The 21,444-nt window shown below is 65.9% G+C and carries 21 protein-coding genes, 1 tRNA gene and 1 pseudogene; 12 read left to right on the top strand and 11 right to left on the bottom strand.

What is annotated here, in order from left to right:
* The first annotated feature begins 56 nt into the window (after positions 1-56).
* Both G6N15_RS06860 and G6N15_RS06855 read left to right on the top strand, forming a co-directional pair.
* Complete coding sequence (locus G6N15_RS06860; RefSeq protein ID WP_083089119.1) at positions 57-749, top strand: HemK2/MTQ2 family protein methyltransferase; 693 nt, start codon at positions 57-59, stop codon at positions 747-749.
* A complete protein-coding gene (locus G6N15_RS06855; protein ID WP_083089120.1) occupies positions 746-961 on the top strand; it encodes a CDGSH iron-sulfur domain-containing protein in 216 nt (71 codons plus the stop codon). Before G6N15_RS06860 ends, G6N15_RS06855 begins: the two co-directional genes overlap by 4 nt.
* On the opposite strand, the gene G6N15_RS06850 is transcribed toward G6N15_RS06855, so the two are convergent.
* Both G6N15_RS06850 and G6N15_RS06845 read right to left on the bottom strand, forming a co-directional pair.
* Positions 941-1,900, bottom strand: coding sequence for an iron-containing redox enzyme family protein (locus G6N15_RS06850; protein WP_275998838.1), 960 nt, complete (start codon positions 1,898-1,900; stop codon positions 941-943). The genes G6N15_RS06855 and G6N15_RS06850 overlap by 21 nt on opposite strands.
* A 97-nt stretch (positions 1,901-1,997) precedes the next feature.
* On the bottom strand, positions 1,998-3,506 hold the full coding sequence (locus G6N15_RS06845; protein WP_232070422.1) for a DUF4185 domain-containing protein: 1,509 nt from the start codon (positions 3,504-3,506) through the stop codon (positions 1,998-2,000).
* A 174-nt stretch (positions 3,507-3,680) separates the two neighbouring features.
* On the opposite strand from G6N15_RS06845, the gene G6N15_RS06840 reads away from it, so the two are divergent.
* Together G6N15_RS06840 and G6N15_RS06835 are read left to right on the top strand one after the other, a co-directional pair.
* Positions 3,681-4,172: a universal stress protein gene (locus tag G6N15_RS06840; protein ID WP_083089123.1), complete on the top strand. Its 492-nt coding sequence runs from the start codon at positions 3,681-3,683 to the stop codon at positions 4,170-4,172.
* A gap of 18 nt (positions 4,173-4,190) precedes the next feature.
* Positions 4,191-5,016, top strand: a pseudogene (locus G6N15_RS06835) (DUF222 domain-containing protein); the annotation flags it as partial.
* Between the two features lie 41 nt (positions 5,017-5,057).
* Here the strand turns inward: G6N15_RS06835 and G6N15_RS06830 are convergent.
* The 5 genes from G6N15_RS06830 to ponA2 form a co-directional block, all read right to left on the bottom strand.
* Positions 5,058-6,860 carry a thiamine pyrophosphate-requiring protein gene (locus G6N15_RS06830; RefSeq protein WP_083089124.1) on the bottom strand — a complete coding sequence of 601 codons (1,803 nt, stop codon included), beginning with the start codon at positions 6,858-6,860 and terminating at the stop codon, positions 5,058-5,060.
* Between the two features lie 76 nt (positions 6,861-6,936).
* A tRNA-Pro gene (locus tag G6N15_RS06825) sits at positions 6,937-7,010 on the bottom strand.
* A gap of 329 nt (positions 7,011-7,339) precedes the next feature.
* Positions 7,340-8,446: an L-cysteine desulfhydrase Cds1 gene (gene cds1 / locus G6N15_RS06820; protein ID WP_083089125.1), complete on the bottom strand. Its 1,107-nt coding sequence runs from the start codon at positions 8,444-8,446 to the stop codon at positions 7,340-7,342.
* The gene (locus G6N15_RS06815) at positions 8,443-9,393 is read right to left on the bottom strand and encodes a metallophosphoesterase (RefSeq protein WP_083089126.1); all 951 of its coding nucleotides are present in this window, start codon (positions 9,391-9,393) and stop codon (positions 8,443-8,445) included. The genes cds1 and G6N15_RS06815 overlap by 4 nt, the downstream gene beginning before the upstream one ends.
* A 55-nt stretch (positions 9,394-9,448) precedes the next feature.
* On the bottom strand, positions 9,449-11,881 hold the full coding sequence (ponA2, locus tag G6N15_RS06810) for a transglycosylase/D,D-transpeptidase PonA2 (protein WP_083089127.1): 2,433 nt from the start codon (positions 11,879-11,881) through the stop codon (positions 9,449-9,451).
* 333 nt (positions 11,882-12,214) lie between these two features.
* Here ponA2 and G6N15_RS06805 point away from each other — a divergent pair, with 333 nt between their 5' ends.
* Positions 12,215-12,568: a WhiB family transcriptional regulator gene (locus G6N15_RS06805; protein ID WP_083089128.1), complete on the top strand. Its 354-nt coding sequence runs from the start codon at positions 12,215-12,217 to the stop codon at positions 12,566-12,568.
* Between the two features lie 7 nt (positions 12,569-12,575).
* Here the strand turns inward: G6N15_RS06805 and G6N15_RS06800 are convergent, their stop codons facing one another.
* Both G6N15_RS06800 and G6N15_RS06795 read right to left on the bottom strand, forming a co-directional pair.
* Complete coding sequence (locus tag G6N15_RS06800) at positions 12,576-13,724, bottom strand: ArsA family ATPase (protein WP_083089129.1); 1,149 nt, start codon at positions 13,722-13,724, stop codon at positions 12,576-12,578.
* Positions 13,721-14,743, bottom strand: coding sequence for an ArsA-related P-loop ATPase (locus G6N15_RS06795; RefSeq protein WP_139797952.1), 1,023 nt, complete (start codon positions 14,741-14,743; stop codon positions 13,721-13,723). Before G6N15_RS06795 ends, G6N15_RS06800 begins: the two co-directional genes overlap by 4 nt.
* Positions 14,744-14,790: 47 nt before the next feature.
* Between G6N15_RS06795 and G6N15_RS06790 the strand changes: the two genes are divergently transcribed.
* From G6N15_RS06790 to G6N15_RS06775, 4 genes are all read left to right on the top strand, one after another.
* The gene (locus G6N15_RS06790; protein ID WP_139797953.1) at positions 14,791-14,952 is read left to right on the top strand and encodes a DUF4177 domain-containing protein; all 162 of its coding nucleotides are present in this window, start codon (positions 14,791-14,793) and stop codon (positions 14,950-14,952) included.
* On the top strand, positions 14,949-15,404 hold the full coding sequence (locus G6N15_RS06785) for a RidA family protein (protein WP_083089130.1): 456 nt from the start codon (positions 14,949-14,951) through the stop codon (positions 15,402-15,404). The genes G6N15_RS06790 and G6N15_RS06785 overlap by 4 nt, the downstream gene beginning before the upstream one ends.
* Positions 15,405-15,409: 5 nt before the next feature.
* A complete protein-coding gene (locus G6N15_RS06780; RefSeq protein WP_372506548.1) occupies positions 15,410-16,198 on the top strand; it encodes an MBL fold metallo-hydrolase in 789 nt (262 codons plus the stop codon).
* Between the two features lie 312 nt (positions 16,199-16,510).
* Entirely contained in the window at positions 16,511-17,797 is a 1,287-nt protein-coding gene (locus tag G6N15_RS06775; RefSeq protein ID WP_083090141.1) for an IS110 family RNA-guided transposase, read from the top strand.
* Between the two features lie 116 nt (positions 17,798-17,913).
* Here G6N15_RS06775 and crp read toward each other — a convergent pair whose 3' ends face one another.
* Together crp and G6N15_RS06765 are read right to left on the bottom strand one after the other, a co-directional pair.
* On the bottom strand, positions 17,914-18,588 hold the full coding sequence (crp, locus tag G6N15_RS06770) for a cAMP-activated global transcriptional regulator CRP (RefSeq protein WP_083090133.1): 675 nt from the start codon (positions 18,586-18,588) through the stop codon (positions 17,914-17,916).
* Positions 18,589-18,754: 166 nt separating this feature from the next.
* The gene (locus G6N15_RS06765) at positions 18,755-19,099 is read right to left on the bottom strand and encodes a hypothetical protein (RefSeq protein WP_275998662.1); all 345 of its coding nucleotides are present in this window, start codon (positions 19,097-19,099) and stop codon (positions 18,755-18,757) included.
* Positions 19,100-19,312: 213 nt separating this feature from the next.
* Here G6N15_RS06765 and nth point away from each other — a divergent pair, with 213 nt between their 5' ends.
* Genes nth through G6N15_RS06750 form a run of 3 tightly spaced genes read left to right on the top strand, consistent with a single transcriptional unit; the run spans position 19,313 to position 21,443 of the window.
* On the top strand, positions 19,313-19,993 hold the full coding sequence (nth, locus tag G6N15_RS06760) for an endonuclease III (protein WP_163748277.1): 681 nt from the start codon (positions 19,313-19,315) through the stop codon (positions 19,991-19,993).
* 11 nt (positions 19,994-20,004) lie between these two features.
* The gene (locus G6N15_RS06755) at positions 20,005-20,664 is read left to right on the top strand and encodes a TlpA family protein disulfide reductase (RefSeq protein WP_163747968.1); all 660 of its coding nucleotides are present in this window, start codon (positions 20,005-20,007) and stop codon (positions 20,662-20,664) included.
* On the top strand, positions 20,661-21,443 hold the full coding sequence (locus G6N15_RS06750) for an NUDIX hydrolase (protein WP_179961788.1): 783 nt from the start codon (positions 20,661-20,663) through the stop codon (positions 21,441-21,443). The genes G6N15_RS06755 and G6N15_RS06750 overlap by 4 nt, the downstream gene beginning before the upstream one ends.
* The last annotated feature ends 1 nt before the right edge of the window (position 21,444 follow it).

Genomic DNA, 21,444 nt, shown 5'->3' with positions numbered 1-21,444 from the left:
CGGGCATAGTCACGCGAGAAGCCGTGACCGCCGCGGCGACGTGTCGAAAGGCCCCTGTGACCACCATTTACGCCGCCCCCGGCGATCCGCTGACCGCTGAAGGGGTGTATCCGCCGCAAGACGACTCGCTTCTGCTCATCGACACGATGGCGCGCAGCACACTGGTGCCCGGTCGGCGGGTGCTGGACCTGTGCACCGGCACCGGTGTGGTCGCTATCGCTGCAGCCGAGCTCGGTGCGGCCAGCGTCACTGCGTTCGACATCTGCCCGCGTGCGGTGCGGTGTTCTCGGGGCAACGCCGTGCACGCCGGCGTCGACGTCGACGTCCGCGAAGGGTCTTGGACCGGCGCGCTGGGCTACGGGCCGTTTGACCTGATCGTGTCCAACCCGCCCTATGTGCCCACCCCGCCTGTGGATGACAGCGACGAGATCGCTTCGGCGGCCGGCCCGTCGTGGGCGTGGAATGCCGGTCCTGACGGGCGGCTCGTCTTGGATCCACTGTGCGAATCGGCGTCGTACCTGTTGTGCGACGGTGGTTCCCTGCTGTTGGTTCAGTCGGTGATCGCCGATGCTCAACGCTCGCTGCACATCTTGCAGTCGAACGGTCTGAGCGCAGACGTTGTTGCCACTCGATGGATTCCGTTTGGTCCGGTGCTTTCTGCCCGGGCACGCTGGCTGACCGACACTGGTCGGTTGCCGCGTGGCTCCCGGGAAGAGGAACTGGTCGTGATTCGCGCGGACAAGCCATGACCACCGCGAAATCCACTGTGGTGCGGGTTATTCCGAATGGCCCCCTGCTGATCTCCGGACCGGTGCGCATCGAGATGCCCGAGGGCGCCGTCGTAGAGTCCGATCGATTCATGGTGGCCGTCTGCACCTGCCGGCGCAGCAAGAACTATCCGCTGTGCGACACCAGCCACCGGCGATGCCGGCGCGCGGTCTCAGTCCAGCGGTCGTCGTAGCGACGTCTGCCCGGCCTTCCAGGCCCCAATCATGATGTCCGCCAAGCGATCTTCGACGACACCGAACGCCCGCATCCCGAACACCACGTCGCGGTCCAAATGCGGATCCCGGGCCACCACGTCGCCGACGACGTCGATGCGCACCACCTGTTCGTGCACCGCGTCGGCCTCGACGTGCTCGCGGTAGAACGCGATGCATTCGTCCGGCGCGCCGAGCCGCTGCAGAGCCTCCACCAGTCGCCGCGAGCCGGGCGGCGAGGTGATCTCCGTCGCCGCGAAGTGCCCGATGGCCGCCCCGCGCAGCCAACGGTGCAGCCCGAACATCGACATCAGGTTCACCACCGCCAGCGACTCGGCCGGAACCGCGTCGAGATAACCGAGATACGTCGAATCCAGCCCGGCCGCCTCCATCAGATCCGCGAATAGCTGCTGATGCAGGTGTGCGCCACGGCCGCCGCCGTACTCATCGAACTCCACGGCGACGAACGACGCCTTGGCTTGCCCGGTGAGCCGGGGAATCGCCCACGCGTGCGGGTCGCCCTCCTTGAGGTGATACAGCGAGCGATGCACGAAGTACTCGCGCATCTGCTCCCAGGTTCCGGTGTCCCGCAAGTAGTATGACGGGCCCTCGCCGTTGGCGGGTTCCATTGAAAGCGCGTCCATTTCGGCGACGGCAGTGTGGTCCGGTTCGATCGGACCAACGTCTCGACGCACGCCCGCCAGGAAGGCACGCTCCAGTTGGGCGCGCAGATGCAGCAGTGCCGGGCTCCACTCCCACGTCGGGTCGACGCCGGCGAAGCCCCGGTAGTGCAGCTCGTAGCACATGTACAGCGCCAGCTGTAGGTCAAGGCCATACGGGTCCGAATCACTGACCGAGGCACCGATTCGCGTGAGCTGCTCTCGAGGAGCTGGTTCGGTCAGGCAGCGGCGAACCGCCATGGAGAGCGGTCCATGCGCCGCCGGAAGCCGAGGTTCGATTGCTGCCCGAGTCACGCGGGTGTGTACCCGTAATTCGCCATCGGTCAAACGAGGCGAGCTACGGCAGCTCCGTATGCATCAGCATCACGTCGTACGCGGACCACAGCGACAGATTGAAGTACAGGTCTTTGCCCGTCGACCACGGATGCAGCATCGGCGCGTAGATGCCGCCGGGCATCTGGAACGACGACACGAGCACCTGCTCTGGACTCCACGGTCCTTGAGGGGCGGGCGCAGTTCGTGCGACGACGTCGTTGCTGCCACCGTTGGTGTACAGCACCACATATTGCTTTAAGTAGTTGTTGTACTGGCCTGACATTTCGCCGACCGGGCCGGGGAAAATCGGCGTCGCCGCACCTGGATTGTTGGGGACCCATGCGTTGTGGTCGCCGTTCCAGTATTGGTACTTGGTTACGTCCGGCAGGAAATTCGGTGGGACGCGCGACAGGAAGGCCGGACCGCCTCGTCCGGAAGGGGTCCCGAACGAGTAGATGTAACCGTCGTTGCCCCGCATGAACGCGCCCATTTGGAAGTTCTCATTTCCGGGGACGTAGTGGGCGCCCGGGACGCTGTCGGGACTGGACGCGCGCACGGTTCCGGGGTAGATGCCCCAGTTTTGGCCGTTGTCCGGGGACATCGCGATTGCCGAGTAGTTCGTCGACCACTCGCCGTCGCGGCCCCACTGCTTGATGGACATGAAGTTCATGTACTGGGTTCTGCCGATCGAGATGCCGGCCGTCGGGATCATCCCCTCCTGCTGCGCCCACTTGATGCCGGGAATGACCTGCTTGGAAAAGTTCGCTTGTTGCACCGGGGATCCGGAGTATCTGTCGTTAGGAACGCCGGGCGGCACAGTGATTCCGTCGGCCAGATTCTGGTCGCTGCTGCGGAACAGCACGTTATACCGCCATTGCTGGCCTTGGAGCTTGCAGTAGCCGAAGGTGTCGCCGAACGCCATGAGCACTTGACGGGCGCCGGGATCGCCGTTGTCCCAAAGGATCCCGAGGTCGGTACCGGAGATGCCGAAGCGATCGAGGGTTTTGTTGGGGCCGTTCGGCCCCGTCACCCATTCCACCAGCGATGTCGGAGCTCCCGCGATCGAGGCAGGCTCCGGCTGGGGTGCGGCCGCGTCCGGATTCAGCTGCCCCGCATTCGGGGACGGTTGGTTGCCTGCGCCCGGCGGGTTAGGTCCCGGAGGTATCACCGCGGCTTGTTGTCGCACCGGTGCTCGTGGGTGGAGCAAGGAAGAAATGAGCGGGCCCAACTTGGGCAGTGGTGCACGCTCGTTGGCACCGCGTGGCCGGCGCCCTGTCGGTGGGCGGACGACCGGCGCGGGTGGCGGGGCCACCGGTGTCGCGGCAGGAGGGTCGACGTTCGCTTCGGGTGCGCTGCAGGGAAGTGCGGCCGCTGGCGGCGCAGGGACGATGGCAACGACGAGCCCGATCGCGGCCGCCGACACCGCCGATACCGACAAGATTCGAGGGACCGGCGACACGTCACACCTTTCAGCGGGGCAGGACGTCCCAATTGACGTCGGCAGGTAGCTGATGTGACGATAGTGATCGATGTTCTTGTTGTGACCGCTGATGCGTCAAACGGTACGAATCCGTGACCGTGTCGCAACCGGGAATTTCGCCGGGAGTCGGTCATCATGCAGTGCGGCTGAGGCGGGCTTGTTCCCCCGGCGGAGTCAGTTTTGGGGGTTCTTGAGCCGCCGTCGGCCTTTTACACTGAAACGGAAATGGGCGCCTACCAGACCCTGGTGGTCGGCACCGATGGTTCGGATTCGTCGCTGCGTGCAGTGGACCACGCAGCGGCGTTCGCCGCGGAGAATAGGGCGAAGTTGATCATCGCGATGGCGCACCTGCCTCATCCGGACAAGGGAGGTTGGGCGAGACCAGCCCGGCCGGACCGTGTGATTGATCCGCGCGCCGAGTACACCCTTGGAGGCGAGGGGGCCTACAAGATGCACGGGTCGGCCCCCGTCTACGCCATCCTGCGGGAGGCCCACAACCGGGCGAAGATCGCGGGCGCTCAAGACATCGAAGAGCGGGCGGTCGTCGGCGCGCCAGCGCCTGCGCTAGTGAAACTGGCCAAGGAAGTCAACGCCGACCTACTGGTCATCGGCGACGTAGGGCTCAACGTCGCGGGAGGGCAGCTGCTGGGATCGGTCCCAGCCAACGTCTGCCGCAAGGCCAAGACCGACGTGCTGATCGTCCACACAGCCGACTGAGCTCATCGCTGACTCAACTTCAGCGACGAGGACCGGGCCCGCCGCCGTGGGTTGAGCCTGGGCAAACAAGACATCGACGGGATGAGCCCGATCCGGGGCTGGCTGACCCCCCAAGCCCGCGCAACGGTGGAAGCGGTGCTGGCCAAGCTGGCCGCTCCCGGCATGGCCAATCCCGCCGAGGAGGCGCCGTGCGTCGACGGTGCACCCAGTCAACAGGCCATCGACGCCGACACCCGCTCGGCGGCGCAGCGCAACCATGATGCGCTCAACGCCGCCCTGCGCGCCCTGCTGGCCAGCGGAGAACTCGGCCGACACAACGGACTACCGGCGACCATCATCGTCACCACCACGCTGGTCGAGTTGGAAGCCGGTGCGGGTACCGGGCTCACTGGTGGCGGCAGCATCTTGCCGATGAGCGATGTGGGCCGTCTGGCCCGCCACGCGCACCATTACTTGGCGATCTTCGACAAGGGCAAAGCGCTGGCGCTGTATCACACCAAACGGCTGGCGTCACCGGGTCAGCGGATCGTGTTGTACGCCAAGGATCGTGGCTGCACCGCCCCGTATTGTGATGTGCCCGCCTACTTCACCGAGGTGCACCACGTCACTGGCTACGCCACATGCCGCACCACCGACGTCAACGACCTGACCCTGGCCTGCGGCACCAACCACCGCATCGTCCAACCCGGCGGCTGGCAAACCCGCAAACGCCGCGACGGTGCCACCGAATGGATCCCACCACCGCACCTAGATTCGCGGCCAGCCCCGCGTCGACCTCTTCCACCACCCCAAAAAACTTCTCCGCGACGGAGAAGACGACGACGAAGACGATGATGTGGCATAGCTATCGAAATAGCCTGCGGGTCAAGGCCTTATCGTTAGTCGTCAGGTGCGGCTCTTGTCGCGATGCGGCATAAACTCCTGCGCCTTGATCTTGATGCCTTCCTTCATGATGCCGAACGCGTCCTCGTCGCCCTTGAGTACGGACATCGCGGCGGCCTTCATTTGATCGAAGGTGGCGTGCGGCGGCACCGGCGGAATGTTCGGGTCGCAGTGCACGTCGAGCACCGTGGGTCGATCAGCGCGCAGCGCCTGATCCCACGCCGACGCGATCTGGTCCGGCTCGGTCAACGTCGCCGAACCCAGACCCAAGCTCGCGGCGAAGGCAGCGAAGTCGACGCTCGGAAGAGTTTGCGACTCAGGGAATTTCGGCGCGCCAGCCATCGCCCGCATCTCCCACGTCACCTGGTTGAGGTCGTTGTTGTGCAGAACAGCGACCACCAACCGGGGGTCGGCCCACTCCTTCCAGTAGTGCGCGATAGTGATCAGCTCGGCCATCCCGTTCATCTGCATCGCGCCGTCGCCGGCGAACACGATCACCGGGCGGTCGGGATTGGCGAACTTGCCGCCGATGCCGTAGGGCACACCCGGCCCCATCGTGGCGAGATTTCCCGACAGCGAGCCGCGCATGTCGCCGCGGAACTTGAGTTGGCGCGCATACCAATTCGCTGCCGAGCCGGAGTCCGCGGTCACGATCGCGTTGTCGGGCAGCCTCGGCGACAGCTCGGCGAACAGCTTCATCGGGTTGATCGGATCGGCGGCGACGTCGGCTTCCATCGCCATGGTTTCCCACCACCGCTGCACGTTCTTCTCGATGGTTTCACGCCAAGAACGGTCGGACTTGCGCTGGATCATCGGTATCAGCGCGCGCAGCGTCGCGGCGGCGTCGCCCACCAGGTTGACCTCGTTGGGATAGCGCATCCCGATCAACGCCGGGTCGATGTCGATCTGCACGCCACGCGCTTGTCCGAACGGTGGCAGGAACTGGGTGTAGGGGAAACTCGAGCCGACGGTGAGCAGGGTGTCGCAGTCGCGCATCATCTCATAGCTAGGGCGCGTGCCCAGCAGCCCGATCGCGCCGGTCACCCATGGCAGTTCGTCGGAGAGCACGTCCTTGCCCAGCAACGGTTTGGCGGCGCCGGCGCCGAGTAGGTCGGCGATCTCGGTGACCTCCTTGATCGCACCGCGGGCACCGCAGCCCACAAGCATCGCGACGCGTTCTCCCGCGTTGAGCACGTCGGCCGCCTTCTGCAGCCCCGTCTTCGACGGCTCGACGTCGGGCCACTCGAAACCGAGGCTGGAGGGCACATATTTGAATTCGTGCGGCGGCGGCGAGTATTCGAGCTCCTGCACGTCGGCCGGGATGATCACGGCTGTCGGTGCCCGTCTGGTCAGCGCGGTACGGATGGCCCGGTCCAGCACATTGGGTAGCTGCTCGGGCACGGTCACCATCTGGATGTAGTCGCTCGCCACGTCCTTGTAGAGGCTCATCAAATCGACTTCTTGCTGGTAAGAACCGCCCATCGCGCTGCGGTTGGTTTGCCCGACGATCGCGAGCACCGGTACCCGGTCGAGCTTGGCGTCATACAGTCCGTTGAGCAGGTGGATCGCTCCAGGACCGGACGTCGCGGCGCACACCCCGATCCGGTTGCTGAACTTCGCGTAACCGACTGCCTCGAACGCGGACATTTCCTCGTGGCGAGCCTGCACGAACTTCGGCTTATTGCCGGCGCGGCCCCAGGCGGCCAGCAGGCCGTTGATCCCGTCACCCGCGTAGGCGAAAACCTTCTCGACTCCCCAATCGCGCAGCCGTTCCAACACGTAGTCGGCAACCAGAGCGCTTGCCATCGCACACCTCTTCCTAAGTCACAGCCGGACATCCAGGAGAGGTATTACCCACCACTTGGTGGTCTTAGACGGCGAGTCGGGGTGGCGGGATTTGAACCCACGGCCTCTTCGTCCCGAACGAAGCGCGCTACCAAGCTGCGCCACACCCCGCATGAAGCCACGACAGCCTATCGCACCACTCGGTCGGCTGGCCAAACCGCAACTTGAAGTCGGTTCGATGTGGCAGGCGACGGGTACCCGATCTCAGAGGCCGGACCGTTGCGTGCCCTGGATCACACCAGGCGCGGCCGAGGATATGCCCCACATTCCGGCGTGGAACAGACGATTTGTCGGCGACGTTTAGGACACTAACGACAGGCCAAGGGAAGCGAGAACGTCATGACCGTCTTAGGCGCCGTGGTATTCGGTGGCTTGCTCGGGCTTGCGGTGCTGTGGTTGCTACTGACCGCGCCCGAGAGCGAAGTCGACGACGTATGGGATCACTCCCAGCGGCAGGAGCGTTCGAACTCCGACAGCGTCGCCGCTGGCTCGGTCGGGTCCAGGCCCTGCGCGGTCACCCACTCGTCGCAGAAGTAAGTGTCGGTATAGCGGTCACCGCTGTCGGCGAGGAGCGTGACCACCGAGCCGCTGCGCCCGGCAGCGACCATCTCCGCAAGTAGGCCGAAAGCGCCCCACAGGTTCGTCCCGGTCGACGCACCGACCCGGCGGCCCAAAACTGCGCTGGCATGGCGGGCCGCCGCGATCGAAGCGGCATCCGGTACCGACACCATCCGGTCCACCACTTCCGGCAGAAACGACGGCTCCACGCGCGGGCGCCCGATCCCTTCAATGCGCGACGAGGCGGTGACTACAGCGTCATAGCGGCATTCGGCGTAGGCAGGAAAGAACGCGGAATTCTCCGGGTCCACGACGCACAACCGGGTGGCGTGGCGCCGGTAGCGGATGTAGCGGCCGATCGTCGCGCTGGTTCCCCCGGTGCCCGCTCCGACCACGATCCATTCCGGCACGGGGTGTTTTTCCTCCCGCATCTGGACATAGATCGACTCGGCGATGTTGTTGTTGCCCCGCCAGTCCGTCGCGCGCTCGGCGTTGGTGAACTGGTCGAGATAATGTCCGCCGGTGTCGTTGGCGACGCGCTCGGCCTCGGCATAGATCTCGCCCCCGTGCTCGACGAAATGGCAACGGCCACCTTGGGATTGGATCAACGCCACTTTCGCGGCGCTGGTGGATGCGGGCATCACCGCGATAAACGGCAAACCCAGCAGCGCGGCGAAGTATGCCTCCGAGACCGCCGTGGAGCCTGACGACGCCTCGACCACTGTGGTGTTCTCGCCGATCCACCCGTTGCACAGCGCATAGAGGAACAGCGACCGCGCCAGCCGATGTTTGAGGCTGCCGGTGATGTGCGTGGTCTCGTCCTTGAGATAGAGCTCGACATCGACGTCGCCAGCCCACGACGTCGGCAGCGGATACCGCAGGAGGTGGGTGTCGGCACTGCGACGGGCGTCGGCCTCGATCAGCCGGATCGCATCGTCGGTCCAGTCGCGTGACCCGCCGCGGACCGCGACACGGGTCTGTGGCGTCAATGCACCGAAGCGGTCGGCTGCGAGCGGCCGCGGGTGCGACTCGAGTCGCGGCCACCCGTCGGCGTCGCAATCAATGTCAGCAGCGTGGCCTCCGGCCGGCAGCAGAACCGCAGCGGCGCATACGGCGAGGTACCGATCCCTGCCGATACATGCAGCCGCATGCTTGCACCCCAGCGCGACGCCCCCTTCACCCGCGAGCGGTCCAAACCACAGTTGGTGACGACGGCCCCGTAGAACGGCAGGCACACCTGCCCGCCGTGTGTGTGCCCAGCCATCACCAGCTGGTAGCCGTCGGCGGCGAAGCGGTCCAAGACACGCGGCTCCGGCGAATGCGTGAGCCCCAGCCGCAGATTCGCCGCCGGGCTGGCCGGACCGGCGATCGTCTCGTAGCGGTCGCGGTCGATGTGCGGGTCGTCGACCCCGGCGGCCGCAATGTGCAGGCCGGCCACCTCGAACTCGCGGCGGTTGTGGGTGAGGTCGAGCCACCCGCGCTCGGTGAACGCCGCCCGCAAGTCCTGCCAGGGCAGGGGCTCGCCGTGGGTTCGGTGGCCCGGGTTAGTCAGGTAGTTCAGCGGGTTCTTCGGCCGCGGCCCGAAGTAGTCGTTGCTGCCGAAGACGAACACGCCCGGCAGCGACAACAGGTCGCCGAGCGTTTGCACGACCGCGGGCACCGCCTTGGGGTGCGCCAGGTTGTCGCCGGTGTTGACGACCAGATCGGGCTCCCAGGCGGCCAGTTCACGCAGCCACACCTGCTTGCGACGCTGGTGGGGGCGCATGTGGATGTCGCTGATGTGCAGCACCCGCAGCGGCGACGAGCCGGGCGTCAACACCGGCATGGTCAGCTCACGCAGCACGAAGGCGTTGCGCTCGACGATCGATCCGTAACCGACGCCGGCGACGGCGGAGCCGAGCACGACGGCACCGGTAGTTTTCCACGCGGCAGGCATGCAGGCAGCCTACTGCCGTTCGGCAGTGCGCAGCGCCCCGAGCCTCGCGTGAACGCTATGGCGGTGGCGGCGGCTCGCCGGGCGGCGGCGGCGGACCCAGCAGGGGGATGGTGATCGGCGGCAAGCCCGGAATCTCCACAGTGGTCGAGCCGACGGGCGCCGGACCGCCTTCCGGTGGCGGAGGCGGGGCCGGCGGGATGCCGTTGCTTGTCTCGATCGTGATCACCGAACCGGGGATGGTCTGCCCGCTCGGCGAGGTGCCGACCACTTCGCCGTACTTGGCACTGCTGTTGACGGGGGTGGGCTGGTCGGCGACCTGGAACCCGGCCTCTTTCAGACGCTGGCGTGCCTCGTTTACGTCCAGCCCCGCGACACTGGGTACCCGTGAGCCGGGCCCGCCGTCGACGTAGCGGGGATCGATCGGCGGCAGTTTCACGTCGCCGAATTTGGTGGCGATCGGCTTCATCGCGGTGAACCAGGTGCGGGCCGGCTCGTTGCCGCCGAACAGATCACCGCTGCCGCAGCGTCGCAGCGGGAAGGAGCACAGGTCCGACGGCGAACTCGAATCGTCGTAGATGTAGTTGGCCGCCGCGTATTGATTCGTGAAGCCGACGAAGCCCGACGACCGGTGGGCCTCGGTAGTGCCGGTCTTGCCGGACATCGGTAGGTTCCAGCCCGCCGCAGCGGCCGAACCCGCCGCCGTGCCCCCGCCCTGGCTGTCCTTGCTCAGCGCGTTGGCCAGCGTGTTGGCCAGCCCCTCCGGCACCACCTGATCGCAGGGCTCGGTGTTGACGGCGACCTCGTTGCCGTCACGGTCGATGAGCTTGTCGATCGGGTTCGGGGGGCACCAGACGCCGCCCGACGCCAGCGTCGCAGCGACGTTCGAAAGCTCCAACGCGTTGAGCTCGAACGGGCCTAGCGTGAACGAGCCGATGTTCTGCCGCTTGATGAAGTCGGCGAGGCTTTCGTTGCTGTCGGGATCGTAGTCGCGCGCGGTGCCCGGGTCGGCGTAGGAGCGCAGCCCGAGCCGGACCGCCATGTCGACCGCGCGCGGCACCCCGATCTGCGAGATGAGCTTGGCGAACGCGGTGTTGGGCGAGGTGGCGAGCGCGTCGGTCACGTTCATCGAGCCGCGGTATTTGCCCGCGTTGACCACACACCAGGTTTCCTTCGGGCAGCCCTTGGCGCCGCCGCTTCCCAAGCCCTTCGCCTGGAAGCTGCCCGGGACCTCGAGCTGGGTGTTGATGCCCATGCCCATCTCCATCGCCGCGGCGGTGGTGAAGATCTTGAAGATCGATCCGGCGCCGTCGCCGACGAGCGAGAACGGCTGGGGCCGCATGGTTTCACCGGCCTCAGTGTTGAGCCCGTATCTGCGGTTGCTGGCCATCGCCAGCACCTTGTGCGAGTTCTTCCCGGGCCTGATCACGCTCATCACGCTGGCGATACCGTCCAGATCCGGGCTGGCGATGCTGTCGATCGCCTGCTTGACCGGAGCCTGCACGTCGGGGTCGAGCGTGGTGCGAATCAGATAGCCACCCCTGGCGACCTGCTCCTTGCTGATCCCGGCCCGCGCCAGATACGCCTGCACGTAGTCGCAGAAGAAGGCGCGGTCGCCCGCAGCGATGCAGCCTCGGGGCAGCTCGTTGGGTTGCGGCAAGATTCCTAGCGGCTGCGCCTTGGCGGCGCGCAACGCGTCAGCCTCTTGCGGCAGGTTCTCGATCATGGTGTCCAACACCAGGTTTCGACGAGCCAGCGCCCCTTCTGGGTTGGTGTAGGGATTGAGTGCGCTCGTGGACTGCACCAGCCCGGCCAGCAGCGCCGCCTGCTGCCAGTTCAGCTCGGAGGCGTTGACACCGAAATAGGTCTGGGCGGCGTCTTGGACACCGAACGCTCCGTTGCCGAACGAGACCAGGTTCAGATACCGGGTCAAGATCTCCGGCTTGGAAAACGTCTTGTCCAACGTCAGCGCCATCCGGATTTCGCGCAGCTTGCGCGCCGGCGTGGTCTCGACGGCCGCGCGCTTCTCGGCGTCGGTCTGGGCGAGCACCAACAACTGGTAGTTCTTGACGTACTGCTGCTCGATCGTCGAGCCACCGCGGGTGTCGACGTCGCCGGAGGCATAACCTGCCAGCCCCGTCAGCGTGCCCTTCCAGTCCACACCGTTGTGTTCGGCAAACCGCTTGTCCTCGATCGAGACGATTGCCAGCTTCATCGTGTTGGCGATTTTGTCGGTGGGCACCTCGAACCGGCGCTGCGAATACAGCCACGCGATGGTATTGCCCTTCGCGTCGACCATGGTGGTCACTGCGGGCACGTCGCCCTGGACAAGCTGGGCGGAGCCGTTGGCGACGACCTCGGAAGCCCGGTTGGACATCAGCCCGATGCCACCGGCGATCGGGAACAGCAGAGCCGCGACAACCACGGCGGCCAATAGACAGCATCCGGCCAGCTTGAGGACCGTGATGCCGGTCGAAGAGCGCTCCGACATGGGTACTACAGTAGCGACGGTTCCGGGTATCTCCGCCAGTACCGGCTCACGGCCGGGCTGCCGGCGGTTTCGCCGATATTGTCCCCCGGCATCATGGGTCGGCTCAAGATCGGCCTGTCCACGAGTCCTTCGTAATCGTTTCGTGATCGGACGGCACGGTCGTCCCAAAAAAGGTGATATTGAACTGTTGCGCAAATGACATCTGACCACCTAACTTAGACGCACGGTGAGATACAGGTAACACCGACGTAGATAGTGTGGCGTAGATCGCAGTCTGGCCGCACCGGTGGTGGGGGTCGTCAAGGAGCGGCGGCCTGAGGGAAGGGAGCGCTGGTGTCAGCTACACGATCCGCTGCGCGCAAGACGAGCACAGCACCCGCACATAACACTGTCCGCCACACTGATGCCGAGTCCCGTATCGCCTGGGTATCCAAGGCTTTGTGTCGTGCGGCTGACCCCGACGAACTGTTTGTCCGCGGTGCCGCCCAGCGCAAGGCGGCGGTGATCTGCCGCCACTGTCCGGTGATGTTGGAGTGTGGGGCCGACGCGCTGGACAACCGTGTGGAGTTTGGGGTGTGGGGCGGGATGACCGAGCGTCAGCGCCGTGCCCTCCTCAAGCAACACCCCGAGGTGGTGTCGTGGGCAGAGTTCTTCGCTGCTCAACGCAAGCACCGCAACGCTGGCTAAGTCTGGACTAGCCCGCCGTCCGCTCCGCATCGACCGAAGTCATCTGGTCGGCGAGTGCGCGCAGCGCTTCCAGGTCTGAAACCTCGAACGGCAGCGACGGCACGCCGATGATCGGCACGTGCGGATGGGCCCCGGTGAATCGGGACAACAGCCGGATCTCGCGTTTGGCGATCCCCGCCCGCTCGGCGTGGATTCGCAGCACCGCGGTGGCCAGCGCAGTGGAGTCGTCGGGTTCGGCCCCCTCCAACATTTCGGTGCCGTCGACCGCGCGCTCGGCGGGTAGCGTACTCAACATGGGGTGGGTGCGGTTCAAGATGAGCCCAGCCAGCGGCATCTGTTCCCGCGACAGCCGGTCGACGAAGAATGCCGCTTCACGCAGTGCGTCCGGTTCGGCCGCCGACACCACCACGAACTGGGTGCCCCGGCGCTTCAACAGCGCATAGGTGCGGTCCGCCTTCTCCCGAAAGCCGCCGAAGGTTGCGTCCAACGATTGAACGAAAGCTGCTGCATCCGAAAGCATTTGGGATCCGAGGATGGTGGACATGGCTTTCATCGCAAGGCCCACGACACCGGTGACCAGTCTTCCGATCCCCCGTCCGGGTGCGAGCAGCAGCCGCCACAGTCGGCTATCCATGAAGCTGCCCAACCGTTTTGGCGCGTCCAGGAAGTCCAGCGCATTGCGCGACGGGGGAGTGTCGACCACCACCAAGTCCCAACGGTCCTGGCTCAGCAACTGACCGAGCTTCTCCATCGCCATGTACTCCTGGGTCCCGGCAAGCGACGTGGCGACGGTCTGGTAGAACTGGTTGTCCAGAATCGCTTGTGCCCGTTCAGGTCCGGAATACTGGACCACCATCTCGTCGAAGGTGCGGCGCATGTCGAGCATCATCGCGTACAGCTCGCCGGGCACTTCTGGTGCCAGCGGGACACGTTGCGGTGAATTGCCGAGATCCTGGATCCCCAGCGCTTGTGCCAAACGCTTGGCGGGATCGATGGTCAGCACCACGACGGTTCGGCCGTACTCAGCGGCCCGCAGCGCCATCGACGCGGCGGTGGTGGTCTTGCCGACACCGCCGGCGCCGCAGCAGACAACGACCCGATTGGTGGTGTCGGCCAGAATGGCGCCGACATCCAAGGTGGGCGGCTTAACGCTCATCGAACCCCCTGTCTGGCAAGGCTTTCCGACAGTTCGTACAGACTGCCGAGATCGACCCCGTCGGCGATGGTGGGCAACTCCAACCGGGGCACGTTGAGTTCGTCGAGTTGCTCTGCGCTTTCGGCGCGCGCGGTGATCCGGATGGCATGCTGGATGGTTTCGGTGAGCAAGCCGGCGAAGTCGGCGTCGTTCAAATGGATTCCGGCTCGGGCCAAACCGGTGCGTACCGCGTCGGCGTCGATAACGCCCTCGGCCGCCTTGGCCAGGTCGTCGGGCTCGAGGTAGGACGGAATGTTGCGGTTGACGATCACGCTGCCGATGGGCAAGTTCAGTGCGCTCAGTTCGTCGATCGCCTCCAACGTTTCCTGGATCGGCAGCGCTTCGAGCAATGTCACCAGATGGATCGCGGTCTGATCGGAGTGCAGCAGCCGCACCACACCCTCACTTTGCGAATACACCGGGCCGCCTTTGGCGAGATCGGCGACGGCCTTGGTGACGTCGAGGAATCGCGCGATGCGCCCGGTGGGCGGCGAGTCGACGACGACCGCGTCATAGACCGGCTGGCGATTCTTGTCGACCCGAACCACCGACTCCTTGATCTTGCCGGTGAGCAGCACGTCGCGCAGACCGGGCGCGATCGTCGTCGCGAACTCGATGGCCCCGATGCGTCGCATCGCCCGGCCGGCGATGCCGAGGTTGTAGAACATGTCGAGGTATTCCAGGAACGCGGCCTCGATGTCGATCGCGAGCGCGTTGACTTGGCCGCCGTGTTCGGCGGTCGCGATCTTGACCTCCTGGTAAGGCAGCGGCGGAACGTCGAACAGTTGCGCAATGCCTTGCCGCCCTTCGACTTCCACCAAAAGAACCTTGCGCCCGCCGGAAGCCAGCGTCAACGCCAGCGCCGCGGCAATCGTCGACTTGCCCGTACCGCCCTTACCGGTCACGAAGTGCAATCGCGCCCTCTCCAGCCGCGATGGCCAGCCGAGTGAACGCCCGCCGCTTGGTGTGCTCGCCACCACCGCATGCTAGCCCGCGGCGGCAACAACCCGACCGATAAGCTCGATCTATGACGCAACCGACCGCATGGGAGTACGTCACCGTTCCACTGCTGACACACGCCACCAAACAAATCCTCGACCAGTGGGGCGCCGACGGGTGGGAGCTGGTGTCGGTGCTGCCCGGGCCGACCGGCGAGCAGCACGTCGCCTATCTGAAGCGCCCTAAGTGACCGCCTCCGCCCGGCTCCAAGAGCTCGGCGTCACGCTCCCGGAAGTGGCGCGGCCGTTGGCTTCATATGTCCCGGCGGTGCGCACCGGCAACCTGGTCTTCACGGCAGGGCAGCTGCCGATGCAGGCCGGAAAACTGGCGGCGACCGGCAAGGTCGGCGTCCAGGTCAGCCCCGAGCAAGCCGACGCGCTGGCACGGATCTCTGCGCTCAACGCGCTGGCGGCAATACATTCGCTGGTCGGCATCGACGCGGTGACCCGAGTGGTCAAGCTGGTCGGGTTCGTCGCGTCGGCGCCCGGATTCCATGGCCAACCCGGCGTGGTCAACGGCGCTTCGGAGCTGCTGTGCGAAGTCTTCGGTGATAACGGCGCGCACGCGCGCTCGGCGGTCGGCGTCTCGGAGCTGCCGCTAGACGCGCCGGTGGAAATCGAGTTGGTGGTCGAGGTCGGGTGACGGCGGTGACCGTCGATGCGCTGACCCACCCCGCCTACGGCCGGCTGCGGCCGGTCACCGAGACGGCGTCGGTGCTGCTGGCCGACAACCCCGGACTGCTGACGCTGGAAGGCACCAACACCTGGGTGCTGCGCGGTCCGGGCAGCGACGAGTTGGTGATCGTCGATCCCGGTCCCGACGACGACGAGCACATCGCCCGGGTGGCCGCGCTGGGCCGCATTGCGCTGGTGCTGATCAGCCATCGCCATGGCGATCACACCGACGGCATCGACAAGCTGGTCGACGCGACTGGCGCCGTGGTGCGCGCGGTGGGCAGCGGGTTTCTGCGCGGGCTCGGCGGGCGTTTGACCGACGGCGACGTGATCGATGCCGCCGGGCTGACGATCACGGTGATGTCCACACCGGGACATACCGCCGATTCGCTGTCGTTCGTGCTCGACGACGCCGTGCTGACCGGTGACACCGTGCTGGGCCGCGGCACCACCGTCATCGACACCGAAGACGGCGACCTCGGTGACTATCTCGAGTCTTTACAGCGGCTGCAGGCGCTGGGGCGGCGTACCGTGCTGCCGGGTCACGGGCACGAGCTGCCCGACCTGGCCTCCGTCGCATCGGAATACCTGGCCCACCGCGAACAGCGATTGGACCAGGTTCGTTCGGCGCTAGCCGATCTCGGCGACGACGCCACCGCGCGTCAGATCGTCGAACACGTCTATACCGACGTCAGCGAGGAACTCTGGGACGCCGCCGAATGGTCCGTCCAAGCGCAGCTGAACTACTTGCGGACTCAGTAGCGCGAGCAGCTGCCAGGGGGGCTTCGCCCCGCGGTGGAAGATGAAAATTAGCACTGGCCGTTCGGCTGGGTGGGTGGTTGCTTCGCGGGCCGGTGCGGGTTGACGCTTTAGGGGTGTTTCGGTGACCCCGTTGCGTCTGTGTTGCCGGTGAGCACGGCGAGCAGCTTGGTGGCTGGAGGGCACCCCCTGGTGGTTGTGCGGGGGCGGTGGATTGTTGCCTGTGAGCACGTGAGTGAGACTCCTGTTTTGTTTTCGCCCTCTCCGAAACACGCTCCAACACAAGATATCTGGACGGAAAGGGTGTGATCGGCCATGGAGGTGATCCATCCGCGGTGCGCGGGCATTGATGTGTCGAAGAAAGACGCGAAGGTCTGCGTTCGGGTTCAGGGCCGAGGGCGGCGTGGCACGTCGACAACGGTCAGTACGTGGGGGTCGACCACCGGCGAGATCCTGGCGTTACGCGAGCATCTGCTCGCTGAGCGGGTCTCCTGTGTGGTGATCGAATCCACCTCCGATTACTGGAAGCCGTTTTACTACCTACTCGAAGGCCAGCTGAACGTGATGCTGGTCAATGCCAAGGCGGCGCGCAATGTGCCCGGGCGCAAGACCGATGTCTCGGATGCGGCGTGGCTGGCCGATCTGGGCGCCCACGGGCTGCTGCGCGCCTCGTTTGTGCCGCCGGAGCCGATTCGGGTGTTACGCGATCTGACCCGGGCTCGCACCACCATCACCCGGGCGCGCACCAAAGAGATTCAGCGGCTGGAGAAGCTGCTCGAAGACACCGGAATCAAACTCTCCGCGGTGGCCTCCAACATCGTCGGAGTCTCCGGGCGGGCAATGCTAGAAGCGCTGATCGCCGGCCAACGCGATTCGGTGGTCCTCGCTGATCTGGCCAAACAACGGATGCGTCAAAAGATCCCAGCGCTCACCGAGGCGCTGCGCGGACGGTTCACCGAGCATCACGCCTTTATGGTGCGGTTGTATTTGGATCGCATCGATGCCCACACCGCCGATATCGCCCGCCTGGATGCACGCATCGAGGAGGCGATCGCTCCCTTTCGACCCATCCGGGAGTTGCTGATGAGCATCCCGGGCTGGTCGCGGCTGGTGGCCGATGTGTTCATCGCCGAAACCGGTGCGGACATGAGCGTATTTCCCACCGCCGCGCACCTGGCGTCGTGGGCCGGGGTGGTGCCGGGCTGCGACGAGTCAGCAGGCCGGGTCAAATCGGGCGCCACCCGCCCGGGCAACCGTCACCTTAAAGCCGCGCTCGGCGTGGCAGCCCTGTCGGCCGCTCGCACCAAAGACACCTACTACAGCATCCGCTACCGGCGCATCGCCGGCCGGCGCCGGGCCGCCCAATCGCGCAGAGACAAAACCGCCGGTATGTCGATCGCCGGCCAGATCGCCCTAGTCTCCATCGAACACAAGATGCTCACCGACGCCTGGAACATGCTGACCAACGGCGCCTTCTACCGCGATCCCGGCCCCGACTACTACACCCGACACCAGCCCGGCAAAGCCAAGGCACGAGCCATCAAGCAATTGGAGAGCCTGGGATACAAAGTCACCCTCGAGCCACCCACCCAAGCCGCCTAACACCTAATGCCAGCGACTCATCAGCAAGGGGTCGCCTCATTTTCGAGTGAGTGAGACGCGAAAGCCCCTATCTTCTCGGCGTGTCGGGTGCTTTTGCGTCTGCTCGGCCGGAGGACTTACCTCGCTCGGCGGGCCAGTCTCTCCGAGTCGGAGATCAGCACACTCTTGCCCTCCAGGCGAATCCAGCCGCGGTGGGCGAAATCGGCCAGCGCCTTGTTCACGGTCTCGCGTGAGGCGCCCACCAGCTGGGCGATCTCCTCCTGGGTCAGGTCGTGGGTGACCCGCATCGCCCCGCCTTCCTGCGTGCCGAACCGCTGGGCCAGCTGCAGCAGCTGCTTGGCGACGCGGCCCGGCACATCGGTGAAGATCAGGTCGGCCAGGTTGTTGTTGGTGCGCCGCAGCCGCCGGGCCAGCACCCGCAGCAGCTGTTCGGCGATCTCGGGGCGATCGGCGATCCAGGACCGCAGCGCGTCGCGGTCCATCGACACTGCCCGCACCTCGGTGATGGTGGTCGCGCTGGAGGTCCGTGGCCCGGGGTCGAAGATCGACAATTCGCCGAACATGTCCGACGGGCCCATGATCGTCAGCAGATTCTCCCGGCCGTCGGGTGAGCGCCGGCCGATTTTCACCTTTCCGGAAATGATGATGTACAGCCGATCGCCCGGCTCCCCCTCCGCGAAAATCGTGTGTCCGCGGGGGAAGTCAACAGGCTGCAGTTGTTTGGTCAGCGCGGCGACGGCGCTGGGTTCGACCCCCTGGAAGATTCCGGCCCTCGCCAGGATCTCGTCCACGTTGCCCCTTAAGCTCTTTTCAATGTCATTGGCGGTCTTTGGCACAGATCGAATGCCCGGCTTCGCCTCGCGCCGCTAACGGCCCGCATTGTCGCCAGGCTGGCCAACCTCTAACCGGTTAATGAGACTTCAGTCTAAGGTAGGCCATTTGTTCGACGTGCCAACGCTACACAGGATTGGCATGCCGAGTCGGACTAAATTGCGGATTCGCTCGCGAATGCCTATGCCGGCGCGTCGGCAAGCCCGGTTCGTCAGCGACAGCAAACGCCGCCCGGTAGAAGGGGTCGGCGTGGTGCTTGTTTCGGCTGACCGATGCAACCGGTTCATCGGCGATACGTTCACCGCGGCGACGGTGTAAGTGGTTCAAAGCCTCCGGCATGCCTTCTCGGGCCAACGTGCTCATGTCGTCGGCTTCGGCCTGCTCGAGAAACTCAGCGACATCCTTCGCGGTCACCGTGTCGTTGGCCAAGCTCGCTTCCAGCCGCCCCAGCCCGAACGTCGCCAGCATCATCAATGCCGGGACAAAGGCCACGAGCAACCAAGACACAAGGTGCAAGTAAACACCGCGAAGATCTCAGCGAGATTACAAATCAGTACTCTGTCGAAGGTGACCGCGGGTAAGACTTCTCGGCGCTCCGCACCAAGAGTTGCCGCGCCGGCCGCCGCCTCCGACCGACGCTGGGCCGCGGAGAGCCGCACCGCTTTGGTGCGACGGGCTCGCCGGATGAATCGCAAACTGGCAGAAGCGTTTCCGCATGTGTATTGCGAATTGGATTTCACCACACCGCTTGAGCTGACCGTAGCCACGATCTTGTCCGCCCAGAGCACCGACAAGCGGGTGAACCTGACGACGCCGGCGCTGTTCAAGAAATACCGAGCCGCGCTGGACTACGCGCAAGCGGATCGCGAAGAACTGGAAAACCTCATCCGCCCCACTGGTTTCTACCGCAACAAAGCGTCGTCGCTGATCCGGCTCGGCCAAGAGCTGGTCGAGCGGTTCGACGGCGAGGTCCCGGCCACCATGGAGGAGCTGGTGTCGCTACCGGGCATCGGCCGCAAAACCGCGAACGTGATCCTGGGCAACGCGTTCGGCGTCCCCGGGATCACCGTCGACACCCACTTCCTGCGGTTGACGCGACGGTGGCGCTGGACCACCGAAACCGATCCGGTCAAGGTCGAGCACGCCGTCGGCGAGCTCATCGAGCGCCGCGAGTGGACCGACCTGAGTCACCGGGTGATCTTTCACGGCCGCCGGGTGTGCCACGCCCGCAAACCCGCGTGCGGAGTTTGCGTGCTGGCCACGGACTGTCCGTCGTACGGGACCGGGCCCACCGAGCCACCGGTAGCGGCCGCGCTGGTCCAAGGCCCCGAAAAAGAGCATCTATTGGCGCTCGCGGGCCTGTAGACCCGGCCGTGATGCGCGCGCTTGCCGACCGGAGCACCCGCTGGACCATCGCGATCCTCGTGGTGGTGGCGGCGCTGATCGCGGCCCTGGTGCTCGCGCTGCGCCACAGCTCGTCACCGCCCGAGAGCTTTTCGCCGGCCTCTGGACCGCCGAGCGTCGGCCGCGAACACCGTGACGCCGACACTCCGGAGGCGCTGGCCGGGCCTCGGCAGCGCGCCGCGCTGCCGCCGTGCCCTACCGGCACCGGCGATCCGGGAGCGGTTCCGTTGCACGGGGTGGTGGTGGAATGCGCAGCGGACGGCTCCGTCGTCGATGCCGTGCGAGCGCTCACCGGGCGCCGGGTCGTGTTGAACCTGTGGGCGTACTGGTGTGGTCCCTGCGCGACCGAACTGCCTGCCATGGCCGAATACCAACATCGAGTCGGATCGGCTGTGACGGTGGTGACGGTGCATCAGGACGAGAACGAGACGGCCGCGTTGCTGCGCTTGGCTGAGCTGGGTGTGCGGCTGCCGACGTTCCAGGACGGCCGCCGCCGGGTCGCTGCGGCGCTGCGGGTTCCAAACGTGATGCCCGCGACGGTGGTACTGCGCCCGGACGGTAGCGTTGCGCAGACGCTGCCGCGAGCCTTCTCCAGTGCCGACGAGATCGCGGCTGCGGTCGGAGCGACGTGAGGGAGGCGCCGGTGAGCGCAGCGGTTTCGCTGACGCCTGACGTCGGCCCGGCCTGGCTGCGCCCGCTAGTCGACAACATCGATCACGTTCCGGCAGCGGCTCGGCGCCGGCTGCCCGCCGACGTGCTGGCCATGGTGACCGCCGCCAAGGCGACGGCGAAGCTGCGCGGCGACGGCCGCGACGCGGCGGTGCTGGTGCTGTTCTCCGGGCCGGAGTCTGGACCGGCCGACGGCGGTGTTCCCGACGACGCCGACCTGCTGTTGACGGTGCGTGCCTCCACCTTGCGCCACCACGCGGGCCAGGCGGCATTCCCCGGCGGCGCATCCGATCCCGGTGACGACGGGCCGGTCGCGACCGCCCTGCGGGAGGCGCGGGAAGAGACCGGTATCGACACCAGCCGGCTTCATCCGCTGGCGACGATGGAGAAGACCTTTATCGCGCCGTCGGGTTTCCACGTCGTCCCCGTGTTGGCCTACTCACCGGATCCGGGACCGGTGGCCGTGGTGAACGAGGCCGAAACCGCGGTTGTGGCACGGGTTCCGGTGCGCGCCTTCATCAACCCGGCCAACCGGCTCATGGTCTATCGCAGTTCCTTGCACCGCCGCTTCGCCGGACCGGCGTTTCTGTTGAACGAGATGCTGGTTTGGGGATTCACTGGCCAGGTGATTTCGGCGATGCTCGACGTGGCGGGCTGGGCGCAGCCGTGGGACACCACCGATGTGCGGGAGCTGGACGAGGCGATGGCGTTGGTCGGTGGTGAAGACGGGGCAGTGCGATGAC

Source organism: Mycobacterium noviomagense (assembly GCF_010731635.1).
GTDB classification, from domain to species: Bacteria; Actinomycetota; Actinomycetes; order Mycobacteriales; family Mycobacteriaceae; genus Mycobacterium; species Mycobacterium noviomagense.
The sequence above is the reverse complement of the archived record's forward strand: the minus strand, read 5'-3'. Positions and strand labels throughout refer to the sequence as shown.

Excerpts from the sequence above, each read along its gene's own strand:
- G6N15_RS06855 (WP_083089120.1), top strand. The coding sequence starts at position 746 with ATGACCACCGCGAAATCCACTGTGGTGCGGGTTATTCCGAATGGCCCC.
- G6N15_RS06850 (WP_275998838.1), bottom strand. The coding sequence starts at position 1,900 with ATGGCGGTTCGCCGCTGCCTGACCGAACCAGCTCCTCGAGAGCAGCTC.
- G6N15_RS06840 (WP_083089123.1), top strand. The coding sequence starts at position 3,681 with ATGGGCGCCTACCAGACCCTGGTGGTCGGCACCGATGGTTCGGATTCG.
- G6N15_RS06830 (WP_083089124.1), bottom strand. The coding sequence starts at position 6,860 with ATGGCAAGCGCTCTGGTTGCCGACTACGTGTTGGAACGGCTGCGCGAT.
- G6N15_RS06815 (WP_083089126.1), bottom strand. The coding sequence starts at position 9,393 with ATGCCTGCCGCGTGGAAAACTACCGGTGCCGTCGTGCTCGGCTCCGCC.
- ponA2 (WP_083089127.1), bottom strand. The coding sequence starts at position 11,881 with ATGTCGGAGCGCTCTTCGACCGGCATCACGGTCCTCAAGCTGGCCGGA.
- G6N15_RS06800 (WP_083089129.1), bottom strand. The coding sequence starts at position 13,724 with ATGAGCGTTAAGCCGCCCACCTTGGATGTCGGCGCCATTCTGGCCGAC.
- G6N15_RS06790 (WP_139797953.1), top strand. The coding sequence starts at position 14,791 with ATGACGCAACCGACCGCATGGGAGTACGTCACCGTTCCACTGCTGACA.
- G6N15_RS06775 (WP_083090141.1), top strand. The coding sequence starts at position 16,511 with ATGGAGGTGATCCATCCGCGGTGCGCGGGCATTGATGTGTCGAAGAAA.
- G6N15_RS06765 (WP_275998662.1), bottom strand. The coding sequence starts at position 19,099 with ATGATGCTGGCGACGTTCGGGCTGGGGCGGCTGGAAGCGAGCTTGGCC.
- nth (WP_163748277.1), top strand. The coding sequence starts at position 19,313 with ATGAATCGCAAACTGGCAGAAGCGTTTCCGCATGTGTATTGCGAATTG.
- G6N15_RS06755 (WP_163747968.1), top strand. The coding sequence starts at position 20,005 with ATGCGCGCGCTTGCCGACCGGAGCACCCGCTGGACCATCGCGATCCTC.